The sequence below is a fragment of the Ruegeria sp. BHSC276 genome, assembly GCF_059612945.1.
Genome location: NZ_JBXWRP010000001.1, coordinates 143,755 through 163,977, shown reverse-complemented (window position 1 = coordinate 163,977; position 20,223 = coordinate 143,755). Strand labels below are relative to the sequence as shown.

Below are 20,223 nucleotides of genomic sequence, written 5' to 3'. Positions count from 1 at the left end.
CAAGTCCCGGTCTTTTGCATTTGGCCGTGTTAATAGACCGAGTTTGCACGCAGATATATCTGTAGTTCTGGGTAGAACCGGCATGTTATCGCTCGCAAACGCCGCCTATTGCGGCGTTTTATGGCACGTGCTGCATCGCGGCATCAATGTTTGCGGTAACATCCGGCAGATCTTTTAGCGTTGCGGCGCCCAATTGTCCCATATTTGCAAGCATATCCTGCCGCAGAATGTCGATGACATGGGCCGGGCCGCGCGCGCCCAATGCTGCAACGCCATAGAGGAAAGCCCGCCCCAGCATGACCAGGTCGGCGCCCAAGGCGCGCGCCCGCAGAATATCCAGCCCGCCCGAAACGCCGCTGTCGAAGATCAGCGGCAGATCGGTCGCAGCGCGGATTGCGGGCAGCATGTCGATGCTGGCCGGCGCGCCATCGAACTGGCGGCCACCGTGATTCGACACCCACAGAGCGTCGATCCCGGCCTTCTTCAGCCGCTCGGCATCATCGGGGCGCAGCACGCCCTTTATGATGAGCGGCCCCTGCCAGTGGTCGCGCAACCACTTGACGTAATCCATGCCCGGAGAGGTCCTGAGCAGGTATCCGATATGCGCCGTGGGCGGCAGGTTGGCGGTGCCGTCGATATATTTGTCCAGCGTGCGCATCCGGGGCTTGCCGTGACGCGCCATGCCCCAGGCCCAAGCCGGGCGGGCGGCGATCTGCGCCAGCAGGCGCGGCGTCAGGCGCGGCGGATGGGTCAGGCCCGAGCGGGTCTGCCGTTCCCGGCGCGAGGCCACGGGCACATCGACCGTCAGCACAAGAGTGCCGAACCCGGCGGACCGGGCGCGGTTCAGCAGGTCGGTACGAATCTCGGGGTCCTTGGGCGGGTACAATTGGAACCAGGCGTCTGGGCCGATATGCGGGGCCATGTCCTCGGGGCTTTGGCTGGCGACAGTGGACAGAACATAGGGAATGCCCGCCTGCGCGGCGGCGCGGGCCATCAGCGCTTCGGCCCCAGGCCAGACCAGCCCGCACATCCCGATCGGAGCCATGCCGAAGGGCAGGGGGTAGTCGCGCCCCGAAAAGCGGGTGCCGGTGTCGAATTCCAGCGGGCCTTTCAGGATCGCGGGCAGAAACCCGACCCGGTCCAGCGCCGCCCGGTTGCGTCTGAGCGCGGTCTCAGCCCCGGTGCCGCTGTCGACATAGTCCCAGACAAAGCGCGGCAGCCGACGGCGTGCGCGGCGTTTCAGATCCTCGATTCCCGGATAGGTGCTGTGCAGGTCCATGTCGATTGATCCGACCTGAGGCCCGATTCGGCAAGGGTTTCAGACAGATGCACCCCAAGCCCCGCAGCAATGCAGCCATCGGGTGGAAAATCTGAAAGATCGTGCGAACAAGCCGTGAACAAACCCTTTCCCTCGACGCGCTTCCGGCTTAGTTTGGGCGCATGAGCAGTTTCGATGAAAATGACGCCTTCGAAGGCGCTTCGCTGTCGGCCCGCGCCATGGCCGCGCTTCGGCCCGAGGCGGACTACTTGAATGAATTGAACCCGGCCCAGCGCGAGGCGGTCGAGCTATTGGATGGCCCAATCCTGATGCTGGCCGGGGCGGGAACCGGCAAGACCAAGGCCCTAACCACCCGCATCGCACATCTGCTGAACACCGGGCGGGCCCGCCCGAACGAGATTCTGGCCGTGACCTTCACCAACAAGGCCGCGCGCGAGATGAAGGAACGGGTCGGCCGCCTGCTGGGCCAGCCCGCCGAGGGAATGCCGTGGCTGGGCACCTTCCACTCGATCTGTGTCAAGCTGCTGCGCCGCCATGCGGAACTGGCGGGGCTGAAGTCGAACTTCACCATTCTGGATACCGACGATCAGCTGCGCCTGCTCAAGCAGCTGGTGCAGGCGGCGAACATCGACGACAAGCGCTGGCCCGCGCGGATGCTGGCCGGCATCATCGACGACTGGAAGAACCGTGCCCTGACGCCCGACAAGGTCCCCACCGCCGATGCCGGGGCCTACAACAACAAGGGCGTCGAGCTTTATGCCCAATACCAGACCCGCCTGCGTGAGCTAAACGCAGTGGATTTTGGCGACCTGCTGTTGCACATGGTCACCATCTTCCAGACCCACGCGGACGTGCTGGAGCAATACCAGCGCTGGTTTCGCTACATCCTCGTGGACGAATACCAGGACACCAACATCGCCCAATACCTGTGGCTGCGGCTGCTGGCGGGCGGGCACAAGAACATCTGCTGCGTGGGCGACGACGACCAGTCGATCTATGGCTGGCGCGGGGCCGAGGTGGGCAACATCCTGCGGTTCGAAAAGGACTTTCCCGGCGCCCATGTTGTGCGGCTGGAACAGAACTACCGCTCGACCCCGCACATTCTGGCTGCCGCCTCGAACGTCATTCGCGGCAATGAAAACCGCTTGGGCAAAGAGTTGTGGACCGACAAGCCCGAGGGCGAAAAGGTCCGCCTCATCGGCCATTGGGATGGCGAGGAAGAAGCCCGCTGGATCGGCGAAGAGATCGACGCCATGCAGGGGGGCACCCGCGGCGTGCGGCCGATGAACTTGGACGAAATCGCTATCCTCGTGCGCGCCAGCCACCAGATGCGCGCCTTCGAGGACCGATTCCTGACCATCGGCCTGCCCTACAAGGTGATCGGCGGCCCGCGATTCTATGAACGAATGGAGATCCGGGATGCCATGGCCTATTTCCGGCTGGTGGTTTCCCCCGAGGACGATCTGGCCTTCGAGCGGATCGTGAACACCCCCAAGCGCGGCCTGGGCGACAAGGCGCAGCAGACGATCCAGCGCACCGCGCGGGATCATGGCGTGTCACTGGTTCAGGGCGCGCGGATCGCGGTTGAACAATGGCTGATCAAGGGCAAGGGCGCCGCGGCCCTGCGCGAACTGGTCGACGGGCTGGCGCGCTGGAACGCGATGACCCGCGGCCCGCGGATCGAGATCGAGGATGATGCGGTCATCGACGACGGCACTGCACCTGTTCGCTACGGCCCGCCCGAGGTGTCGCATATCGAACTGGCGCAGATCGTGCTGGACGAATCCGGCTATACCGCGCACTGGCAGAACGACAAGACACCCGAGGCGCCGGGCCGGCTGGAAAACCTCAAGGAACTGGTCAACCAGCTGGACAATTTCGAGAACCTGCAAGGATTCCTGGAGCATGTCAGCCTGGTAATGGACAACGAACAGGACAGCGGTGGGCCCAAGGTCTCGATCATGACCCTGCATGCCGCCAAGGGGTTGGAGTTTCCGGCCGTGTTCCTGCCGGGGTGGGAGGACGGGCTGTTCCCCTCGCAACGGTCGATGGACGAAACCGGTCTCAAGGGGCTCGAGGAAGAACGGCGGCTGGCCTACGTCGGCATCACCCGCGCCGAAGAGGTCTGCACCATTTCCTTCGCCGCCAACCGGCGCGTGTTCGGGCAATGGCAGAACGCGATGCCCTCGCGCTTCATCGACGAGTTGCCCGAGGATCATGTCGAGGTTCTGACGCCTCCGGGCCTCTATGGCGGCGGCCAGATGTCGGCAGGTATCGAGAGCCGCGCGGCGCAGGCCAACGTCTACAACTCGCCCGGCTGGAAACGGATGCAGGCGCGGCAGGGCCAATACGGCATGTCGCAGCCGCGCGAGTCCCGCAACACCGTGATCGACGCGACCGCCGTCGCCAGCTTCACGCTGGGCGAGCGGGTGTTTCACCAGAAATTCGGGTATGGCGAGGTGATCGCCATCGAGGGTGACAAGGTCGAGGTCGCGTTTGACAAGGCGGGGACAAAGAAGGTGGTCGCCCGCTTCCTGACCGCCAAGGACGACGTGCCGTTCTGATCCAGCGGAGTGTGCCTGCCGGCACATGCTAGATTTGTTGTTTTGCGCCCGGGCATGCCCGTGGCGCCTTTTTCATACCCGAATGAAAAAACGGCGGTTCCCAGGGAGGAGGAGGGGAACCGCCGTTCTTGGCAACATCAGAGCAGGGAGGAGGAGAGCCCTGATGCATCCGAACCCGGGTTTTGCCCGGTATCTGAAGCGCGCGGTGACACCAGGGAGGAGGAGGGGTGCCACCGCGCTCTTTTCACATCGGGAAGGGAGGAGGAGAACCCGATGCATCCGTTCCCGGGTCTTGCCCGGTATCTCGAAGTGCGCGGCGACGTCAGGGAGGAGGAGGACGCCGCCGCGCGCTTTCAACATCAGGGCAGGGAGGAGGAGAGCCCCGATGTATCGGCTTCCGGCAGGTTGGGGCCGGTATAGGGTGCGGCAGCACCAGGGAGGAGGAGAGATGCTGCCGCTTAAATACAGGTCCTATGGGAGGAGAAGTGGACCTGATCTCGGTATTTCGTTGCGCTCAGCGCGCGTACTGTTCCTCGGCGGCCTGCATGGCCAGGCGACGGATCATCGAGCGGTGCAGGCCCAAGTCGGCCAGTTCGCGATCCGACAGCTCGGACAGTTCGTTCAGAGTCTGGCGGTACAGGCGGTACCGTGCGAAACGGGTTTTTGCAGCTTCGATCAGCGACGCGAAGCGAAATGCCGAGGCGCTTTTGACTGCGCTGTTGGTGGATGCGACTGCCATGTTCGTTACCTAATCCGTTTGAGTGACTGCCGCGTGTCCACGGCGTTTTCTTGAAACCGAAAATAAGCGAATGCTGCGGGTGCACAATACCGAGCGCCCTCAATGCCGCTATGCAGCAAATGCATAGATTGACGGGAGAATCCTCACTGCAGCCCAAAGATGCCAATAAAATATGGGTTTTCCGCAGATGACCTGTGTGTGTCACGACGTGGGGCAAAAGCCGCCTTGTCAGTTTTGCCAAAAATTTACGCGCGAAAAGTTGAGATTTCAGCGTTCTTGAGATGCCTTGAACTCGGGCAGGTCACATCAATGGGTGTGCATGGGATCAAACGGGAGATGCGGGATTTCGTGGGATCGACCTGGAAAACGGCTTGGTCTGCCGGGCTGAGAGGTGCAGTGATTCGGGTCGATCAGGGAGATTTCGCTAAAAAATCCGGTTTTGGTGATGAGCATCTGAAAAAAGTTGGGAATTCATGGGAAAAAGTTTTTAGTGAAGAAATGGTCTATATATTGTGTTCGTCTAAAAAATTTCTACAAATACAGGTGCAAATGAGCTGTTTGTAGATTGGCGGAATGACTGGTATTCCAGTGTGGATTTGGATTCGGGGAAAATTTCTCATTGATTTCCATGAATTCCCATGGCATCCCTTATTCATCCGATGAGGACGAGGCACATGGGGCGCCAAACGACCCCGAACCAAATAACAAACAGGTTTCATACAGGCATCTCGCTTTCATCACTCAACAGATCCGGCGCGCGGGCGAGCAGACATCCCCCCAGGTGGCGCGCGCAGCTGGACATCCCGCAAAGCGGGTCAATGCGGCGGGTTGATCAGTGGCAGCAGATCAACCCGCCGTTTTTCATCCGGGGGCGCGATTTTTGGTGGGGCGCAAGCGAAAGGGACAGTCGTCTTGGCGCGCAGGTTCAGAGGTGAAAGCCACCACAAGGTGGATGCGAAGGGCAGGGTGTCGATCCCGGCCTCATTTCGCCGCGTGCTCGAGGCCTCGGACCCCAACTGGCAGCCCGGCGGCAATCCCGAACTGGTGATCGTCTATGGCGACCATCGCCGTAAATACCTTGAATGCTATACGATGGAGGCGATCGACGAGGTCGATGCCAAGATCGACGCGCTGCCGCGCGGTTCGATGCAGCGAAAGATGTTGCAGCGCCTGTTCCACGGACAGTCCTTCCCGACCACAGTCGATGAAACCGGACGCCTTGTCCTGCCGGCCAAGCTGCGCAACAAGATCGGGCTTGAGGGCGAGGCGTTCTTCATCGCCGCGGGCGACACGTTCCAGATCTGGAAGCCCGAGACTTACGAGGCCGAGGAACTGGCCGCTACCGAAGAATGGCTGGACGAACTGCCCGAGGATTTCGATCCGATGCAGTTCCTTGATGGCATCGAAGGTGCGTGACGGCATGGCCGGCGCGGATCACACTCCCAGCGACAAGCCCCATATTCCCGTTCTGCTGCGCCCCTTGCTGGACGCGGTCCAGCCGGTTTCGGGCACTTGGCTGGATGGTACCTTTGGTGCGGGCGGATACACGCGAGGGCTGCTTGAGGCCGGCGCCGACAAGGTGATCGGTGTCGATCGGGACCCCTTGGCGTTTGAAATGGCGGCGGATTGGGCAGCGGAATATGGCGACCGGCTGGTGATGCAGCCGGGTGTTTTCTCTCGAATGGATGAATATGCCAGCGACCTTGACGGCGTGGTGCTGGATCTCGGCGTCTCGTCCATGCAGCTGGACCAGGCCGAGCGTGGCTTTTCCTTCATGAAGGACGGCCCGCTGGACATGCGCATGAGTCAGGAGGGCGAAAGCGCAGCCGATCTGGTCAACACCGCCACCGAGGCGCAACTGGCCGACATCCTGTTCCACTATGGCGAAGAGCGCGCCAGCCGTCGCATCGCGCGCGCCATCGTCAAAGCCCGTGCCGAGGCACCCATCACCACCACCCTGCGTCTGGCCGAGATCGTCGAATCCTGTCTGCCGCGCGCCAAACCCGGGCAGTCCCACCCGGCCACGCGGTCATTCCAGGCGCTGCGCATTGCGGTGAATGCCGAATACGAGGAACTGTTTCAGGGCCTGATGGCCGCCGAGCGCGCGTTAAAGCCGGGCGGGCAACTCGCCGTTGTTACCTTCCATTCGGTCGAGGACCGCATGGTCAAACGTTTTTTTCAATCGCGCGCGGGCAAGACCGGCCGTGCCAACCGCTATGCGCCCGAGATCCGGCAGGATCAGCCGCAATTCACGTTGAAGACCCGCAAGGCCATCGGCCCCGATGCGCAGGAGTTGCAGGACAACCCGCGCGCACGCTCGGCCAAGTTGCGGGTTGCTGTTCGTACCGATGCTCCGGCGGGGGAAATTGATGCCCGCGCCATCGGCATGCCCATAATCGGGGGAAAGGCAAGATGAAGAGTATTCTGTTTGCGTTGACTGCCTTGGGCGTTTTCGGGTTGGCCCTGTGGGCCTATCAGGAAAACTACCGCACCCAGCAAGTATTGAAGGAAACCCAGTCCTTGCAGCGCCAGATCGGCGCGGCGCAGGCGCGACTGGCAATATTGCAGGCCGAATGGGCCTATCTGAATCGCCCCGACCGCCTGCGTGAATTGGCCGACTTGAATTTCGAGCGTCTGGGCCTGCTGCCGCTGCGCGCCGAGCAATTCGGACGCGCTGACCAGATCGCCTACGCCGAGGATCCCGACCTGCCCATCGCCGACCCGGTCGAATTGCAGGCGATCACCGACACTCAGGCCCTGGGCGAGGTGCAAATCCCATGACACGCACACCCCTCCGCCCGCTTGCCCGCATCCTTGAGGCCCGCGCCCGCGGTGAAAACCCCAAGGTGATCGAGCGCGAGAACATCCGCCGCCGCCATGAAGAGATGAAAGACCGCGCCCGCGCCCGCGCCGAGGGGCGGTTGTTGGTTCTGGGCGTGTTCTTCTTTCTGGCCTTCGGTGTCGTGGGGTTCCGCATGGGCGTTTTGGCCACGTCCGAGGCGCAGGAACCCGTCGCCAGCGCCCCCGGCGCCTCGATCGCCATGCAGCGGGCCAATATCGTCGACCGGCACGGGCGGATTCTGGCCACCAATCTGGATACCTATTCGGTCTATGCCCAGCCGCCGCTGATGATCGACCCGATCGGCGCCGCGGAAAAGCTGGCTGCGATTTTCCCCGATCTGGACAAGGAGCGCCTGATCAAGGACTTCACCGGCAAGCGCAAATTCCTTTGGATCAAGAAACGCATCTCACCGGAACAAAAGCAGGCAGTTCATGACATCGGCGATCCGGGGATCCTGTTCGGCCCGCGCGAGATGCGGCTCTATCCCAACGGCCGGCTGGCCGCGCATATCCTGGGCGGGTCGGGCTTTGGGCGCGAAGGCGTCTCGGCTGCCGAGGTGATCGGTGTGGCCGGGGTGGAAAAACAGTTCGATGACTATCTGCGCGACCCGGCCAACGGCAACAAACCGCTACAGCTGTCACTGGACCTGACCGTTCAGGCGGCGGTGGAACAAGTTCTGGACGGCGGCATGAAGATCATGAACGCCAAGGGCGCCTCGGCGGTGCTGATGAACGCCCATACCGGCGAAGTGATCGCTGCTGCGTCGCTGCCATCGTTCGACCCGAACGACCGTCCGCGCCCGCCGACCTCGGGGTTCGATCCTTCGGACAGCCCGCTGTTCAACCGCTATGTGCAGGGTGTTTACGAGCTGGGCTCGGTTTTCAAGATCTTCACTGCCGCGCAAGCGGTCGATCTGGGTCTGGTCAATGCCGACACGATCATCGACACCTCCGGTCCGATGAAAATCGGGCGTTTCCCGATCGGCGAATTCAACGGCAAGAATTACGGCAAGATCAGCGTCGCCGATGTGATCGTGCACAGTTCGAACCGCGGCACGGGGCGGTTGGCGCTGCAGATCGGTGCCGAGCGCCAGCAACAGTTCCTGGACGCGCTGGGCATGTTCGACCCCACGCCGTTCGAGATCGTCGAGGCCAAGGGCGGTGTACCGCTCAAGCCCAAGAAATGGGGTGAACTGAGCACCGTCACCATTTCCTACGGACACGGCCTGTCGACCAGCGCGATGCATCTGGCGGCGGGCTATGCCGCCATCGCCAATGGCGGGCATTATGTCAGCCCCACGATCCTGCGCCGCAATGGGCCGCAATACGGGCCGCGCGTGATGTCGGAAAATGCCGCACAGCAATCGCTGATGATGCTGCGCAGGGTGGTAACGGACGGAACCGCCAGCTTTGGTGACGTGCCGGGTTATGCCGTGGCCGGGAAAACCGGAACCGCCGACAAGCCCAAGCCGCGCGGCGGTTACTATGATGACAAGGTGATCGCTACCTTCGCCTCGGTCTTTCCGGCCTATGATCCGAAATATGTACTGATCGTTGCGCTGGATGAACCGTCGATCCTGGCCTACGGCGAAAAGCGCCGCACGGCAGGCTGGACGGCGGTGCCCGTGGCGGCCGAGCTGATCGGCCGCATCGCGCCGCTGCTGGGCTTGCGTCCGCGGCTTGAGCCTGAGGATCGCGCTGCTATAACGCTGACCTCGAATTAGGCAGTCCGACAGAGGTGGGTCATGGGCGCAAGGTCAAAGAAACTCAGCCAGCTGGCCCTGACCGCGCGCGGCGGTGCCGACCCGGAGATTACCGGGCTGGCCGTGGACAGCCGTCAGGTCAAGGACGGCTTTCTGTTCGCGGCGCTGCCGGGGACGCGCGTGCATGGGGGCGAATTCATCCAATATGCCCTGCGTATGGGGGCTGCCGCCATCCTAACCGATGCCGAGGGCGCGCGGATCGCCGCTGATGAACTGGGCGCCTCGGACGCCGCCCTAGTGGTGGTGCAGGACCCGCGCCAGACGCTGGCATATAGCGCCGCATTGTGGTTCGGGGCGCAGCCGCGCACCATGGTGGCGGTCACCGGCACCAACGGCAAGACCTCGATTTCGACCTTCGTGCGACAGATCTGGACCGAGCTGGGCCATGTGGCCGTCAATCTCGGCACTACAGGGGTCGAAGGCGCCTGGACGGCACCGCTAGCCCATACCACGCCCGAACCCATCACCCTGCATCGCTGTCTGGCCGAGGCCGCCGAGGCGGGCGTGACCCACGCCGCGATGGAGGCCTCGTCGCATGGGCTGGACCAGCGCCGGCTGGACGGCGTGCATTTGACGGCGGCGGGGTTTTCGAATTTCACCCAGGATCACCTGGACTATCACGCGACGTTCGAGGCGTATTTCGCCGCCAAGGCCGGCCTGTTCGACCGGGTTCTGCCGCAGGACGGAACGGCGGTCATCAACATGGATGACCCGAAAGGGGGCGCGATCCGTGATATCGCGCAAGCACGCGGTCAGACAGTTCTGACCGTGGGCAGCGGGGATGTCGACCTTTGCCTTTTGAATCAACGGTTTGACGCCACCGGGCAGGATTTGCGCTTTGCCTGGCGCGGCAAGACCTTCCAGACCCGGCTGAACCTGATCGGCGGGTTTCAGGCGGAAAACGTTCTGCTGGCCTGCGGATTGGTCATCGCCAGCGGAGACGAGGCTGAACATGTCTTCGACACCCTGCCGCATCTGACCACGGTGCGAGGGCGGATGCAGTTGGCGGCGACCCGCAGCAGCGGCGCGGCGGTGTTCGTCGATTACGCACACACGCCCGACGCTGTGATCACCGCCTTGCAGGCGCTGCGCCCGCATGTGATGGGCCGGTTGATCGCCATCGTCGGCGCGGGCGGCGACCGGGATGCGACCAAGCGCCCGCTGATGGGCCGCGCCGCGGCCGAGAACGCCGATATCGTCTTTGTCACCGACGACAACCCGCGCTCGGAAGACCCCGCCGCCATCCGCGCCGCGGTGATGGCCGGGGCCCCCGACGCGACCGAGGTTGCCGACCGGGCCGAAGCCATCCTGCACGGCATAGATGCATTGCAACCGGGCGATGCGCTGCTGATCGCGGGCAAGGGGCACGAGACCGGGCAGATCGTGGGTGACCAGGTTCTGCCGTTCGATGACGTGGAACAGGCCAGCATCGCCGTGGCCGCACTGGACGGGAGGGTCGCATGACACTCTGGACCGCATCCGAGGCCGCCGCCGCGACGGGCGGACGGGCCACGACCGATTGGCAGGCGCGCGGCGTGTCCATCGATACGCGCACGCTGCAACCGGGCGACCTGTTCGTGGCGTTGAAAGCTGCGCGCGACGGGCATGATTTCGTGGCGCAGGCGCTGGAAAAGGGGGCCGCCGCCGCGCTGGTCTCGCGGGTGCCCGATGGTGTGGCCCACGATGCGCCACTGTTGATCGTCAATGACGTACAGACCGCGCTCGAGGCGCTGGGCCGCGCCGCCCGTGACCGGTGCAAGGCCCGCGTGGTCGGGGTGACGGGCAGTGTCGGCAAGACCTCGACCAAGGAGATGCTGGCGACCATCCTGTCGGATCAGGGCCGCACCCATGCCAGCGTCGCTAGCTACAACAACCATTGGGGTGTACCGCTGACTCTGGCCCGGATGCCGCGCGACACCGAATATGCGGTGATCGAGATCGGCATGAACCACCCCGGCGAAATTGCACCCCTCGCGCGGCAGGCCCGCCCGCATGTGGCGCTGGTCACCACGGTCGCCGCGGTTCACCTCGAGGCGTTTGAGTCGGTTGCCGGCATAGCCCACGAAAAGGCCGCCATCTTCGAAGGATTGGAGGCCGGCGGCGCCGCAATCGTAAACGCCGACCTGGATCATACCGACATCCTACGCACCTGCGCCGCCCGACATGGCGCTGTGATCGTGGATTTCGGCCGCACCGCGTCGGATTACCGTTTGATTGACGTGACCCAGTCGCCCACAGACATCCACGTGACCGCCGAGGCCTTCGGCCGACCTATTTCCTTCGACGTGCAATCGGCGGGGACGCATTTTGCCATGAACGGCCTGGGCGCGCTTGCCGCCTGTGTCGCGCTAGGTGTCGATCTGGACGCGGCCATTGCCGGCCTGGCCAAATGGGCGCCGGTTACAGGGCGGGGCGTGCGCGAGATGGTGACATTGCCGGATGGCGGGCAGATCGAACTGCTGGATGACAGTTACAATGCCAATCCGACCTCGATGGCGGCGGCGCTGGATGTACTGGCGGCGGCGCAGGGTGCAAGGCGCATCGCCTTTCTGGGCGACATGAAGGAGCTGGGATCACAAGAGCGCGCCATGCACGCAGGGCTGGCGGATGTGCCTGCTATGGTACGGATCGACAAGGTGCATTGCATCGGGCCGCTGATGCAGGCGCTGCACGAGGCCTTGCCCGAGGGCAAGCGTGGCCTGTGGTTCGAAACCAGCGCCGAAATGGCCCGGCATCTACCGGGTCTGGTTCAGGCGGGCGATGCGGTTCTGGCGAAGGGCTCGCTCAGCATGGCGCTGGCAAGGATTGTTGACGGACTGCGGAAAATGGGGCAAGTGGGCGCGCTTGACGCATGACCACCCATGACCGCCGTGTGAGAAAGGCTTTTGGATGCTGTATTGGTTGACCGCCCTGTCGGATGGAGGGGATTTTTTCAACCTCTTCCGCTATATCACGTTCCGCGCAGGCGGCGCCTTTCTGACGGCACTGATCTTTGGCTTTCTGTTCGGCAAGCCGTTGATCAACGTCCTGCGCCGGAAACAGGGCAAGGGCCAGCCGATCCGCGATGATGGCCCCGAAGGGCATTTCTCCAAGGCCGGCACACCCACGATGGGCGGGCTGCTGATCGTGGGGGCACTGGTGACGTCGACCCTGTTGTGGGCGCGTTGGGACAACCCCTATGTCTGGATGGTTCTGTTCGTCACGCTGGCCTATGCGGCCATCGGATTCGCGGACGACTATGCCAAGGTGTCCAAGCAGAATACCAAGGGCGTTTCCGGCAGGATGCGCCTTGCTTTGGGCATCATCATCGCCGCGCTGGCCGCGCTGTGGGCGACTCTGCACCACCCGGAGATGCTGCAGAACCAGTTGGCCGTGCCGATCTTCAAGGACACGCTGATCAATCTGGGTATCTTCTACATTCCGTTCTCGATCGTGGTGATCGTGGGGGCGGCGAATGCCGTTAACCTGACCGACGGGCTGGACGGGCTGGCCATCATGCCCGCGATGATCGCGGCCTCGACTTTGGGTGTGATCGCCTATGCGGTCGGACGCGTCGACTTTACCGAATATCTGGATGTACACTACGTCCCTGGCACGGGTGAGATACTGATCTTCACCGCCGCGCTGTTTGGCGGCGGGCTTGGGTTTCTGTGGTACAACGCGCCGCCCGCCGCGGTGTTCATGGGGGATACCGGATCGCTGGCCTTGGGCGGCGCACTGGGCGCCATCGCGGTCGCCACCAAGCACGAGCTGGTTCTGGCCATCGTCGGCGGCCTGTTCGTGGTCGAGGCGCTGAGCGTGATCATCCAGGTGCTGTATTACAAACGCACCGGGCGGCGGGTGTTCCTGATGGCGCCGATCCATCACCACTATGAGAAAAAAGGCTGGGCCGAACCGACCATCGTGATCCGATTCTGGATCATCTCGCTGATCTTGGCGATGATCGGTCTGGCGACGCTGAAAGTACGGTAAGGCTCCCGCCGGGCGCAGCAGGCCTGCGGCCCGCCTGTACCCGTTGGGCCCGGCTCGCGCCAAGGGCGCGAGCCTGATGCCGCCCTTGCCAAGGATCAATTCTTCGGTACAGGGTGGCGGCGCATTGGCAGATGGAAGAAGGTGCGCGGCATGATCCCGGTCAAAGGGTTTTCAGGACATAAGGTTGCGGTTCTGGGGCTGGGGCGGTCGGGCCTGGCCACGGCGCACGCATTGCGGGCTGGTGGGGCCGAGCCGGTGTGCTGGGATGACAACCCTGCCGCGCGCGAAAAGGCCGAGGCCGAGGGGTTCATGTGTCAGGACCTGCGACGGCAGGGCGCCTTTGACGCGATCGCCACCTTGATCATTTCGCCCGGCATTCCCCATCTTTATCCCGAACCCAACCCAGTTGTTGCCGCCGCACTGCAGGCTGGCGTACCGGTCGACAATGACATTGGTCTGTTCTTCCGCTCGTTGGGCGGTGCCGAATGGGACAAGTTCGATGTGCCGCCGCGTGTGGTCGCCGTCACCGGTTCGAACGGGAAATCGACCACGGCCGCGCTGATCCACCACATCCTGACCCAGTCGGGGCGCGAGGCGCAACTGGCGGGCAATATCGGGCGCGGGGTGCTGGATATCGAGCCCTGCGGCGATGGATCTGTGGTGGTGCTGGAGCTTTCCAGCTATCAGACCGAGCTGGCGCGTGCGCTGACGCCCGACGTGGCGGTGTTCACCAATCTCTCGCCCGACCATCTGGACCGGCACGGGGGCATGGGCGGCTATTTCGCCGCCAAACGCCGCCTGTTCTCCGAAGGCGGTCCCGACCGCGCCGTGATCGGCGTGGACGAGATCGAAGGCGCGTTTTTGGCAGGGCAACTTGCCGAAGGGCCGGGCGACGACCGGGTGATCCGCGTCTCGGTGGCGCGCAAATTGGCAGGCCCGGGCTGGCAGGTTTTTGCCCGCAAGGGGTTCCTGTCGGAATATCGCAAAGGGCGGCAGGCCGCTTCGATCGACCTGCGCGGCATCAAGGGCCTGCCCGGCACCCACAACCATCAAAATGCGTGTTCGGCCTATGCCGCCTGCCGCGCGCTGGGGCTGGCGCCCAAGATGATCGAGGACGCGCTGCACAGCTATCCGGGTCTGCCGCACCGCAGCCAGATCATCGGCGAGGCGAATGGCGTGACCTTCGTAAACGATTCCAAGGCCACCAATGTCGACAGCGCGGTCAAGGCGCTGGGCGCGTTCAAGAAGATCCGCTGGATCTGCGGCGGGCTTGAGAAAGAGGGCGGCATTGCCGCGCTGAACGACGCGACCGACGAGGTTCTGTGCGCCTATGTGATCGGGCGCGAGGCGGCCGCGTTCGCCATGCAGTTGTCGGTCGAAACCCGCGTCTGCACCACCATGGCCGAGGCGGTGGAGCAGGCCATGTGCGACGCCGCGCCGGGTGAAACTGTACTGCTAGCCCCCGCGGCGGCCAGTTTCGACCAGTACGACAATTTTGAACAGCGCGGCGATGATTTCGTGGCGCAGGTGAAACAGCGGTTGTGATCCCGACATTTGCAATGAACCGCCGATTGCGCCAAGGTGAACCGCCATCGGCTTGACGCGCCTCAAAAATCCAGATTTGCGTCAGGCGAAACAGACACGAGGTCAAAACGATGCCGAACCGTAAGCTTTCCCTGATCCTGCCCGCGCTTCTGACTGTGGCGGCCTGCGCCGATGTCGGCGCGAACTACCAGCCTATCGTCGATGGTCCGGTCAGCCCCAACTACAACGCTGACCTGGCCCAGTGTCAGGCCCTTGCGCGCCAGCAGGGCACCGTCGACGCCAATACCGCGCGCAGTGCCGCGGTCGGTGCGGCCGGGGTGGCCGGCACCAAGGCCATCATCGACGACAGCGCCAGCGATCTGGGCCGTGCGGCCGTGGCCGGTGCATTGGTGGGCGCGGGCGCCAGCGCCATCTCGAACACGCAAAAGCAGGAAGTCATCGTGCGCAACTGTATGCGCGGCCGCGGCTACAACGTCGTAGGCTAAACGCGAGCGGCGATTGCTTTTCCGGCGGCGTGGCCCGAGGACCACGCCCACTGAAAATTGTATCCGCCTAGCCATCCGGTGACATCCACCGCTTCGCCAATCGCAAAGAGGCCGGGGACATCCCTGGCCTCCATCGTTTTGGACGACAGGCCATCCGTGTCGATGCCGCCCAAGGTGACCTCGGCGGTGCGGTACCCCTCGGTGCCCGAGGGGGTCAGCACCCAGTCGGACAGCGCATCGGTCAGTGCCTGCAGTGCCGCATCCGATTGATCGGCCAGGTTGCCGGGCATCGGGATCTGGGCGCTCAGATACTCGACCAGGCGGGCGGGCAGGTGGCGCGCGAGTTCCGTGGTCAGGGCCTTCCGGCCGGCGCTTTGTCGCCGTTCGCGCAGCAAGTCGAACAGGGGCAGGTCCGGGATCAGGTTGACCCGGATCGCCTCGCCCTCGCGCCAGTACGAGGAGAGTTGCAGCACCGCTGGCCCGCTCAGGCCGCGATGGGTGAACAGCAGCGCCTCGTCGAAACTTGCGCGAGTATTCGACAGTCGCGCGGGGACGGAAACACCGGACAGGTCCTTGAACCGCCCATCCGGAAAGGTGAACGGCACCAAGGCCGCGCGGGTTTCTGTCACGCGCAGGCCGAACTGTGCAGCAATGTCATAGGCCAGCCCAGTCGCACCCATCTTGGGGATGGATTTGCCCCCTGTGGCCACCACCAGGTTGGCACATCTCAGGTCGTGCCGCGCGCCCTCGCGCTCGACCGATAGGGAAAATCCGGTTTCGGCCTTTCGCAGATCGCGCAGCGACGTATGCAACCACAGCTCGGCGCCCGCGCGGTCCATCTCGGCCAGCAGCATGGCGATGATCTGCTTCGATGAGCCGTCGCAGAACAGCTGCCCCAGCGTCTTTTCATGCCAGGCGATGCCGTGGCGGCCTACGAGGTCGATGAAGTCCCACTGGGTGTATCGTGCCAGGGCCGATTTGCAGAAATGCGGGTTCTGCGACAGAAAGTTCTGCGGCCCGGCGTGGAGGTTGGTAAAGTTGCACCGCCCACCGCCCGAGATGCGGATCTTTTCCCCCGGCGCCTTGGCGTGGTCGATCACCAGAACACGACCGCCGCAATGGGCGGCGCACATCATGCCGGCGGCTCCTGCGCCCAGTATGACCGTGTCTAATCGCATCCCCTGCCCTTGGCGCGGATTGACGCCAATGACAAGAGGAAGAGGCTGGCCTGAGGTGCATTTTCCCTGTAGACTCTTGAACAGATCCCGAAAACGGGACGGTAACGAGGCAGATAGTGGCGGTATCTCATGACTGAGATGGTGTATGGCGCGGTCCAGGACCAGCGCGGTGAACCGATCCTTCCGAAATGGTGGCGGACGATTGACCGATGGACGATGTCCTGCGTGCTGATCCTGTTTGCGATCGGGCTTTTGCTGGGGCTGGCCTCATCGCCGCCGCTGGCGCAGCGCAACGGGTTCGATCCGTTCCACTATGTCGAGCGGCAGGCGTTGTTTGGATCGCTGGCGCTGATCGCAATGCTGCTGACCTCGATGATGTCGCCCACGTTGGTGCGACGGCTGGCGGTTCTGGGCTTTCTGACGGCCTTCGTGGCGCTGGCCTTTCTGCCGATCTTCGGGACCGATTTCGGCAAGGGGGCGGTGCGCTGGTATTCGCTGGGCTTCGCCTCGGTCCAACCGTCCGAGTTTCTGAAGCCCGGCTTCATCGTCGTGGCCGCCTGGCTGCTGGCCGCGGCGCAAGAAATCAACGGTCCGCCGGGGCGGCTGTGGTCCTTCGCGCTGTGCCTGTCGATCGTGGGCATGCTGGTGATGCAGCCTGATTTCGGTCAGGCCTGTCTAATCCTGTTCGGCTGGGGCGTGATGTATTTTGTGGCCGGCGCGCCGATGTTTCTGCTGTTGGGTATGGCGGGGGCGGTCGTCTTGGGTGGCATGTTCGCCTACGCCAATTCCGAACATTTCGCCCGGCGCATCGATGGTTTCCTGAACCAGGAAGTCGATCCGACCACCCAGTTGGGTTATGCCACCAACGCCATCCGAGAGGGCGGCCTGTTCGGCGTTGGCGTGGGAGAGGGGCAGGTAAAATGGTCGCTGCCCGATGCGCATACCGATTTCATCATCGCCGTGGCGGCCGAGGAATACGGCCTGATCCTGGTGCTGATCATCATCGCGCTTTATGCGCTGATCGTCGTGCGCTCGCTGCTGCGGTTGATGCGCGAACGTGACATGTTCATTCGTCTGGCGGGCACCGGTCTGGCCTGCATGTTCGGTGTGCAGGCGATGATCAACATGGGCGTCGCCGTGCGCCTGCTGCCGGCCAAGGGCATGACGCTGCCCTTCGTCAGCTATGGCGGCTCGTCGCTGATCGCGGGCGGCATCGCGCTGGGCATGCTTCTGGCCTTCACCCGCACCCGCCCACAGGGCGAACTGGGCGACATTCTGCGCGGACGGGGCTGATGACGAACCCTTATTTGCTGATCGCGGCTGGCGGAACCGGGGGCCACATGTTCCCCGCTCAGGCGCTTGCTGAGGCCATGGTGAACAAGGGTTGGCGCGTGCGCCTGTCCACCGACGCGCGCGGCGCGCGCTATACGGGCGGTTTCCCGCATTCTACCGAGATTGTCGAGGTGTCCTCGGCCACATTCGCCCGCGGCGGGCTGGCGGCCAAAGCGCTGGCCGGTCCCCGGATCGCGGCCGGAGTTGCCGGGATGACGGCCCAGTTGCTGCGCAACAGGCCGGACGTGGTGGTGGGGTTCGGCGGCTACCCGTCGATCCCGGCGCTGAGCGCGGCGGTGATGCTGCGTCTGCCCCGCATGATCCACGAACAAAACGGCGTTCTGGGGCGTGTGAACCAGCTGTTCGCCACCCGCGTTGCGCATGTGGCTTGCGGCGTCTGGCCCACCGACCTGCCCGAGGGCGCCCACGGTATCCACACCGGCAACCCCGTCCGGGCCGCCGTGCTGGAGCGCACCGCCGCGCCTTACATCCCGCCCGGAGATTACCCGATGTCGGTGCTCGTGATGGGCGGCAGCCAGGGCGCCCGCATCCTCAGCGACGTGGTGCCCGGCGCCATCGCGGCACTGCCCGAGAGCCTGCGCCGGTACATCCGCGTTTCGCACCAAGCGCGCGAGGAGGATGCCGAGCGGGTCACCGCTTTCTACGCCGAACACGGGATTCTGGCCGAGGTCCAACCCTTCTTCCACGACGTCCCCCGCCGCATGTCCGAGGCGCAACTGGTGATCAGCCGCTCGGGTGCGTCGAGCGTGGCTGACATCTCGGTGATCGGGCGGCCCTCGGTCCTGATCCCCTTTGCTGCCGCAGCAGGCGATCACCAGACCGCCAATGCGCGCGGGCTGGTACAGGCGGGCGCGGCGATCATGATCCCCGAAAAGGCCCTTGACGTTCCCGCCCTGACCGAGCAAATCGCACTGGTTCTGACCAACCCCGAAGCCGCACAGAAAATGGCCCATGCCGCCCTGTCTGTCGGGGCGCCCGACGCGACCGAGCGTCTGGTGGCCCTTGTCGAACAGCTGGCGCAGAAGGAGACCCCATGAATCCAGCAACCAAACTGCCGCAGGATGTCGGACCGATCCATTTCGTGGGCATCGGCGGCATCGGGATGTCGGGCATTGCCGAAGTGCTGCTGAACCTTGGGTATCAGGTGCAGGGATCCGACCTTAAAGCCTCGAAGATCACCGACCGTCTGGCGTCGCTGGGGGCTGAGATTTTTGTGGGTCAGCGGGCTGAAAACCTCGACAATGCCGCCGTGGTTGTCGTTTCGACGGCGATCAAGCCGGGCAACCCAGAACTGGACGGCGCCCGTGCATTGGGCCTGCCGGTGGTGCGCCGTGCCGACATGCTGGCCGAGCTGATGCGGCTGAAATCCAACATTGCCATCGCCGGTACCCACGGCAAGACCACGACCACCACGATGATGGCCGAGCTGATGGTGGCGGGCGATTTCGACCCAACCGTCATCAACGGCGGCGTAATCCATGCTTACGGCTCGAACGCGCGGATGGGGCAGGGCGAGTGGATGGTGGTCGAGGCCGACGAATCCGACGGCTCGTTCAACCGGCTACCCGCGACCATCGCCATCGTGACCAATATCGACCCTGAGCACATGGAGCATTGGGGCGATTTCGACCGGCTGCGCGCGGGCTTTCACGATTTCGTCTCGAACATCCCGTTCTACGGTCTGGCGGTGTGCTGCACCGACCATGCCGAGGTTCAGGCACTGGTGGGCCGCATCACCGACCGCCGCGTGCGCACCTATGGGTTCAACGCCCAGGCCGACGTTCGTGCGGTCAACCTGACCTACAAGGGCGGCATTGCGCATTTCGACATCCACCTGCAATACGAGGACACGGTGATCGAGGGCTGCACCCTGCCGATGCCGGGCGATCACAACGTCTCGAACGCGCTGTCAGCCGTGGCCGTGGCCCGTCATCTGGGCATGAAGACCGCTGAAATCCGCGATGCGCTGGCCAATTTCGGCGGCGTCAACCGCCGCTTTACCAAGGTGGGCGAGGTTAACGGCGTCACCATCATCGACGATTACGGCCACCACCCGGTGGAAATCGCGGCGGTGCTCAAGGCTGCGCGTCAGGCGACCGAAGGCCGCGTGATCGCCGTGCATCAGCCGCACCGCTATTCGCGTCTGTCCAACCTGTTCGACGATTTCTGCGCCTGTTTCAACGACGCCGATGTCGTGGCCATTGCCGAGGTCTTCTCTGCCGGTGAGGATCCGATCGAAGGCGCCAGCCGCGATGATCTGGTGCAGGGCCTGATCCGTCACGGCCACCGCCACGCGCGCGCGCTGCTGGACGAAGGCGACCTGGAGCGTCTGGTACGCGAGCAGGCCCGGCCCGGCGACATGGTCGTCTGCCTGGGCGCGGGCACCATCAGTGCCTGGGCCAATGCGCTGCCTGGCCGGCTGAAGGTAAAACAAGCCGTTTGACGTTAGCAGGCATTTGGGTGCACAACTTGCGGATGTGTTCCTGCCCTGGCATGTGACTCAT

General features: G+C 63.8%; 18 protein-coding genes. 15 read left to right on the top strand and 3 right to left on the bottom strand.

Annotated features, from left to right (window positions below; genetic code table 11):
- Window positions 1-118: 118 nt before the first annotated feature.
- A complete protein-coding gene (locus AC2FMD_RS00790) occupies window positions 119-1,279 on the bottom strand; it encodes an alpha-hydroxy acid oxidase (RefSeq protein ID WP_496740978.1) in 1,161 nt (386 codons plus the stop codon).
- A 161-nt stretch (window positions 1,280-1,440) separates the two neighbouring features.
- Between AC2FMD_RS00790 and AC2FMD_RS00785 the strand changes: the two genes are divergently transcribed.
- Window positions 1,441-3,843, top strand: a complete 2,403-nt coding sequence (locus AC2FMD_RS00785; protein ID WP_496794550.1) for an ATP-dependent helicase — start codon at window positions 1,441-1,443, stop codon at window positions 3,841-3,843.
- Window positions 3,844-3,897: 54 nt separating this feature from the next.
- A complete protein-coding gene (locus AC2FMD_RS00780) occupies window positions 3,898-4,263 on the top strand; it encodes a hypothetical protein (RefSeq protein WP_496794549.1) in 366 nt (121 codons plus the stop codon).
- A gap of 94 nt (window positions 4,264-4,357) precedes the next feature.
- On the opposite strand, the gene AC2FMD_RS00775 is transcribed toward AC2FMD_RS00780, so the two are convergent.
- Window positions 4,358-4,582, bottom strand: a complete 225-nt coding sequence (locus AC2FMD_RS00775) for a DUF1127 domain-containing protein (protein ID WP_496685980.1) — start codon at window positions 4,580-4,582, stop codon at window positions 4,358-4,360.
- Between the two features lie 159 nt (window positions 4,583-4,741).
- Between AC2FMD_RS00775 and AC2FMD_RS00770 the strand changes: the two genes are divergently transcribed.
- From AC2FMD_RS00770 to AC2FMD_RS00725, 10 genes are all read left to right on the top strand, one after another.
- Window positions 4,742-5,146 (top strand): hypothetical protein, encoded by a 405-nt coding sequence (locus AC2FMD_RS00770; RefSeq protein ID WP_496740972.1) that lies wholly within the window; start codon window positions 4,742-4,744, stop codon window positions 5,144-5,146.
- 348 nt (window positions 5,147-5,494) lie between these two features.
- Window positions 5,495-5,998, top strand: a complete 504-nt coding sequence (gene mraZ, locus AC2FMD_RS00765) for a division/cell wall cluster transcriptional repressor MraZ (RefSeq protein ID WP_005977420.1) — start codon at window positions 5,495-5,497, stop codon at window positions 5,996-5,998.
- Between the two features lie 4 nt (window positions 5,999-6,002).
- Entirely contained in the window at window positions 6,003-6,998 is a 996-nt protein-coding gene (rsmH, locus tag AC2FMD_RS00760; RefSeq protein ID WP_496678950.1) for a 16S rRNA (cytosine(1402)-N(4))-methyltransferase RsmH, read from the top strand.
- On the top strand, window positions 6,995-7,363 hold the full coding sequence (gene ftsL, locus AC2FMD_RS00755) for a cell division protein FtsL (RefSeq protein ID WP_496678822.1): 369 nt from the start codon (window positions 6,995-6,997) through the stop codon (window positions 7,361-7,363). Before rsmH ends, ftsL begins: the two co-directional genes overlap by 4 nt.
- Window positions 7,360-9,147, top strand: coding sequence for a peptidoglycan D,D-transpeptidase FtsI family protein (locus AC2FMD_RS00750; protein WP_496740970.1), 1,788 nt, complete (start codon window positions 7,360-7,362; stop codon window positions 9,145-9,147). The genes ftsL and AC2FMD_RS00750 overlap by 4 nt, the downstream gene beginning before the upstream one ends.
- Before the next feature lie 21 nt (window positions 9,148-9,168).
- The gene (locus AC2FMD_RS00745; RefSeq protein WP_496740968.1) at window positions 9,169-10,650 is read left to right on the top strand and encodes a UDP-N-acetylmuramoyl-L-alanyl-D-glutamate--2,6-diaminopimelate ligase; all 1,482 of its coding nucleotides are present in this window, start codon (window positions 9,169-9,171) and stop codon (window positions 10,648-10,650) included.
- Entirely contained in the window at window positions 10,647-12,041 is a 1,395-nt protein-coding gene (locus AC2FMD_RS00740) for a UDP-N-acetylmuramoyl-tripeptide--D-alanyl-D-alanine ligase (RefSeq protein WP_496740966.1), read from the top strand. The genes AC2FMD_RS00745 and AC2FMD_RS00740 overlap by 4 nt, the downstream gene beginning before the upstream one ends.
- 34 nt (window positions 12,042-12,075) lie before the next feature.
- The gene (gene mraY, locus AC2FMD_RS00735) at window positions 12,076-13,158 is read left to right on the top strand and encodes a phospho-N-acetylmuramoyl-pentapeptide-transferase (protein WP_496678829.1); all 1,083 of its coding nucleotides are present in this window, start codon (window positions 12,076-12,078) and stop codon (window positions 13,156-13,158) included.
- Between the two features lie 150 nt (window positions 13,159-13,308).
- Window positions 13,309-14,703 carry a UDP-N-acetylmuramoyl-L-alanine--D-glutamate ligase gene (murD, locus tag AC2FMD_RS00730; RefSeq protein WP_496794548.1) on the top strand — a complete coding sequence of 465 codons (1,395 nt, stop codon included), beginning with the start codon at window positions 13,309-13,311 and terminating at the stop codon, window positions 14,701-14,703.
- Between the two features lie 110 nt (window positions 14,704-14,813).
- Window positions 14,814-15,188: a glycine zipper family protein gene (locus AC2FMD_RS00725; protein ID WP_496678832.1), complete on the top strand. Its 375-nt coding sequence runs from the start codon at window positions 14,814-14,816 to the stop codon at window positions 15,186-15,188.
- On the opposite strand, the gene AC2FMD_RS00720 is transcribed toward AC2FMD_RS00725, so the two are convergent.
- Window positions 15,185-16,366 (bottom strand): BaiN/RdsA family NAD(P)/FAD-dependent oxidoreductase, encoded by a 1,182-nt coding sequence (locus AC2FMD_RS00720; protein WP_496794547.1) that lies wholly within the window; start codon window positions 16,364-16,366, stop codon window positions 15,185-15,187. The two genes, AC2FMD_RS00725 and AC2FMD_RS00720, sit on opposite strands and share 4 nt — an antisense overlap.
- Window positions 16,367-16,495: 129 nt before the next feature.
- Here AC2FMD_RS00720 and ftsW point away from each other — a divergent pair, with 129 nt between their 5' ends.
- Genes ftsW through murC form a run of 3 tightly spaced genes read left to right on the top strand, consistent with a single transcriptional unit; the run spans window position 16,496 to window position 20,162 of the window.
- Entirely contained in the window at window positions 16,496-17,659 is a 1,164-nt protein-coding gene (gene ftsW / locus AC2FMD_RS00715) for a putative lipid II flippase FtsW (protein WP_496740960.1), read from the top strand.
- A complete protein-coding gene (locus AC2FMD_RS00710; protein ID WP_496740958.1) occupies window positions 17,659-18,756 on the top strand; it encodes a UDP-N-acetylglucosamine--N-acetylmuramyl-(pentapeptide) pyrophosphoryl-undecaprenol N-acetylglucosamine transferase in 1,098 nt (365 codons plus the stop codon). Before ftsW ends, AC2FMD_RS00710 begins: the two co-directional genes overlap by 1 nt.
- Entirely contained in the window at window positions 18,753-20,162 is a 1,410-nt protein-coding gene (murC, locus tag AC2FMD_RS00705) for a UDP-N-acetylmuramate--L-alanine ligase (RefSeq protein WP_496711493.1), read from the top strand. The genes AC2FMD_RS00710 and murC overlap by 4 nt, the downstream gene beginning before the upstream one ends.
- Window positions 20,163-20,223: the final 61 nt, after the last annotated feature.